The sequence below is a fragment of the Actinoplanes sp. M2I2 genome (assembly GCF_023544445.1).
Lineage (GTDB): Bacteria > Actinomycetota > Actinomycetes > Mycobacteriales > Micromonosporaceae > Actinoplanes.
This window is the reverse complement of the sequence record NZ_JALPVJ010000058.1, coordinates 1-1,502: the sequence shown is the minus strand read 5'-3', so window position 1 is coordinate 1,502 and position 1,502 is coordinate 1. Positions and strand designations below refer to the sequence as shown.

Sequence of the window (1,502 nt, the reverse complement as noted above, 5' to 3'; positions counted from 1 at the left end):
CAACGCCGTTCAGTTAGGCGGTGCGGGCGGTCGTCAAGGTGTGTCGTAGGCATGAAAACAGCGGAGCTCCTGTATAGAGGGTGGTCACTCTAAGACGCCCTTGACACCGGGAGCTCCGCTGCCTGATCAGATTGCCATAACCGAAACCAAGACCATCGCGGCGGGCCGGTTCGCGCCGGGCCATCTGGGTGAGCTGACCCAACTGGTGCCCTTTGACATGGTCGATGACGCCCTGCAACGCTCCGGTGCAGTCCAGCACCGGATTCGCCTGCTCCCGGCCCGTGTCGTGGTCTACCTGCTGCTCGCGGCCTGCCTGTTCGCCGATCACGGCTACCTGCAGGTGTGGCACCGGCTGACCGCCGGACTACGCGCCCTGGCCCCGATCACACCGTCGGCCAGCGCGTTGCGTCAAGCCCGCCAACGCCTCGGCGTGGCCCCGATGCGGGCGCTGTTCGATCTCCTTCGTGGTCCCGCCGTCACCACCGCGACCACCGCCGTGACCTGGCGGGGCCTGCTCGTCTGCGCCATCGACGGCACCATGATCAGCGTGGCCGACAGCCCCGCGAACCTCACCGGACTGACCAAACAACGCTGCAACCACGGCACCGGCGGCTATCCCACGATCCGTCTACTCGCCCTGGTCACCTGCGGCACCCGCCACATCATCGACGCGGTCTTCGGCCCGGCCGGTACCGGCGAAACCGGATACGCCCCGCAACTGGCCCGCAGCCTGCGCCCCGGAATGCTGGTCCTGGCCGACCGCAACTTCGCCGCCGCCGCGGTCCTGCAAGGCTTCGCCACCACCGGCGCCGACCTGCTCGTACGCTGCAAAAGTGGACGGCGCCTACCCATACGAGCCCGCCACGACGACGGCTCGCACCTGTCACAACTCGGCTCACTGACCATCCGTGTCATCGACGCCGAGATCACCATCATCGCCGGCGGCGTCCGCCGGACCGGTCACTACCGGCTGGTCACGACCCTGCTCGACCACCACCGCTATCCCGCCGGGCAGTTGATCAACCTCTATCACCAGCGCTGGGAGATCGAGACCGCCTACCTGGAAATGAAATCGACGATCCTCGACGGAAGAGTTCTACGGTCACGCACCCCGACCGGGATCGAGCAGGAAATCTACGCCCTGCTCATCACCTACCAGATCCTGCGGACCGCGATGGTCGACGCCACCGACAGCATCCCCGGCACCGATCCAGACCGGGCCAGCTTCACCATCGCCTTGAACTCCGCTCGCGACCTGGTCGCCCAGGCCGCGAACGTCATCGCCGATACCGTGATCGACCTGGTCGGCGCCATCGGCCGACAGGTTCTAACCCATCTCATGCCCGACCGGCGCCTACGCACCAAAGCCCGCATCGTCAAACGCGCCATCAGCAAATACAACGCCCGCGGCCCGAACATCGACCGCGCCACCTACCAAGCCACGATAGAGATCAACATCCTGGCCTTGACACCAACCACCCAGCCCTAACTGAACGGCGTTG

At 66.0% G+C, this 1,502-nt stretch carries 1 protein-coding gene; it reads left to right on the top strand.

The features are described from left to right. Positions 1-100 precede the first annotated feature (100 nt). Positions 101-1,489: an IS4 family transposase gene (locus HJC40_RS44950; RefSeq protein WP_284044643.1), complete on the top strand. Its 1,389-nt coding sequence runs from the start codon at positions 101-103 to the stop codon at positions 1,487-1,489. Positions 1,490-1,502: the final 13 nt, after the last annotated feature.